Annotated in this window: 2 protein-coding genes; both read right to left on the reverse strand. The window is 71.0% G+C overall.

The genetic code is table 11. The annotated features are described in order from the left end of the window. Positions 1-1,494, reverse strand: a 1,494-nt coding sequence (locus tag JGS39_RS38815) for a polyamine aminopropyltransferase (RefSeq protein ID WP_219574472.1), incomplete at its 3' end; no start/stop codon positions are given. Between the two features lie 84 nt (positions 1,495-1,578). Then, complete coding sequence (locus JGS39_RS38820) at positions 1,579-2,103, reverse strand: DUF2617 family protein (RefSeq protein ID WP_219574473.1); 525 nt, start codon at positions 2,101-2,103, stop codon at positions 1,579-1,581. Positions 2,104-2,399: the final 296 nt, after the last annotated feature.

The following is a 2,399-nucleotide window of genomic DNA, read 5'->3' on the forward strand; positions in this document are numbered from 1 at the left end:
CCGGACCCGCAACCGCGGCGCCCCGCCGTCCAGACCGAGGGCGGGCGCCGCGGCGGGTCCGGCCAGCACGAACCCCCAGCCGTGCACCTCGTCCGTCCGGCCCGTGGCCCGGTCGGGGCCGACCGCGAATCCGGCGTACCGCCCGCTGATCCGATAGGGGCGGGTGTGCAGTCCCGCCGCCCGCATGGACGCCTCGACCGTCCAGTACGTACGCGGCCGGCTCACCGCCGGCCCCCCGTGCACCACCAGCCGGCCGTCCGGTGCCAGGGCCCGGTCGACCAGGCCGTAGAACTCCGCCGAGTAGAGCTTCGTGCTGGCCGAGATCCCCGGGTCCGGCAGGTCCGCGACCACCACGTCGTAGCGGTCCCGCGCCGTGCGCAGCCAGCTGAACGCGTCCCCGGTCACGGCCGTCATCCGCGGATCACGGTAGGCGTGCGCGTTCAGCTCGGACAGCGCCCGGTCGGTACGGGCCAAGCGGGTGACGGCGGGGTCCAGCTCCACCACGGTCACGCTCCGCACGTCCGGGTAGCGCAGCACCTCGCGGGCCGCCAGGCCGTCACCGCCGCCCAGGATCAGCACCCGGGCGTGCGGCCCGTTCATCGCCGGGTGCACCAGCGCCTCGTGGTAGCGGTACTCGTCGCGGGAACTGACCCTCAGCCGCCCGTCCAGGTAGAGGTCGAGAGAGCTCCGGTCCGATCCGGTCAGCACCACTTCCTGGATGTCGGTCTGCAGCGCGACCCGCACCTGGTCTCCGTAGACCGCACGCCGCGCCGCCCGCTCGAAGTCGTCGGCCAGCACGGCGGCCGTGGCGAGCACGGCGATCACGAGCACGTTGGCGGCGATCAGCAGCCAACGGGAGCGGGAGGTGAGGTCCCGCCGGAACACCCACAGGACCAGCGCCCCGCCCGCCGCGGCGTTGACCGTCCCGGTGAACAGAGCGCCCGACAACTGACCGAGCATCGGCAGCAGCAGGAACGGGAACGCCAGCCCGCCGACCAGCGCGCCCACGTAGTCGGCGGCGAAGAGATCGGCGACCGCACCGCCCGCGTCCTGCCGGTCCACCCGCTGGATCAGCGTCATCAGCAACGGGATCTCCGCACCGATCAGAATGCCGATCGCCAGCGAGAACCCGACCAACGCGTACCGCGACTCCCCGATCCAGGCGAACGACGCGTAGAGCACCAGCGCGGAGGAGCCGCCGACCAGCGCGAGCGCCGCCTCGATCAGCCCGAAGCCGACCGCCGCACGGCTGCGCAGCCGTTTCGCGAGCAGCGAGCCGATGCCCATGGCGAACACCATCACGGACAGCACGACGGACGCCTGGGTGACGGAGTCACCGATCAGATAGGAAGCCAGCGCGACCAGTTCGAGCTCGTACACCAGCCCGCAGGCGGCGCAGATGAAGACAGCGGCCAGCACGAGGTACCTGCCGGTCCTCGGTCGCACGGGAAGGCGCTCCGCGCCCCCACGCAGCGGCACCTGCTGGTCGATCATGCCGCGAACGCTACGTCACTGAAACGTCGCCGCTTGTCACCCACAAGGGTGTAATCGGCGCACTCCCAACGGAGTTGACGCCGGTCACAGTGCCGCCGCTGCCGGCATCCGCACACCCACCCGGGTCCGCGTCACCACCAGCCTGCCCTCCTGCGGGTACGCGTGCCAGGTGCGCCACCGCACCTGGCCCTCACTCCGCTGGGCCAGCATCGCGGTGAAGGCGTGCGGGCTGCCCGGGAACGTCCCGGCCAGTCCGTGGGGATGGTCGGCGACGAGTGCCAGCAGTTCCTGCGCGCGCCCCGCGAAGGACCCCGCGCCGAGCGTCTCGACGCGCGCCGCGAACTCGTACTCCCAGTCCCCCAGCCGCTTGGAGACGCCTAAGGGCAGAGGGGTGCTGCTGCCGGGCATACAGGCGACGGTTTCGGAGCAGCTGCCCTGCTCCTCCTCCAGAAGTACCTGATGGGACGCGCCGAGCAGCCGCAGCTGCAGTTGCGCGCCGGCGAGGCCGAGATCGAGGACAGCCAGCGCCGGGAGCGGTTCACGCCCCAGCGCCCAGGCCAGATCGGCGGCACGGGTGTCGGAATAGGCCGTATGAAGGGTCGTGAGCATGGGTCGGCTCCGCAAAACACACATGGACACGTGGACAGGTGGCGCCCCGACGTGGTGCACGTGGGGGTGGGAAGCGCCCGATCAGGTCCAACTGGGGTCCGAGGGCTGAATGTTCTCTCAACCGAGGGAATCACGAACTACGCCGCACTCGCAGCGTTTTTACCCAACTTGACGTGGTTTCCATCCCCTCGGGGGCCTGCCGGTTCAGGTGTTCACCAGGTATGCGCCGCACGGCCCAACGAAAAGGCGCCCGGCGGGACTTAGAGAGCTCTCTAAGTCCCGCCGGGCGCCTTTTC

Origin of the sequence: Streptomyces poriferorum, from assembly GCF_019399235.1 — a bacterium.
Lineage (GTDB): Bacteria > Actinomycetota > Actinomycetes > Streptomycetales > Streptomycetaceae > Streptomyces > Streptomyces poriferorum.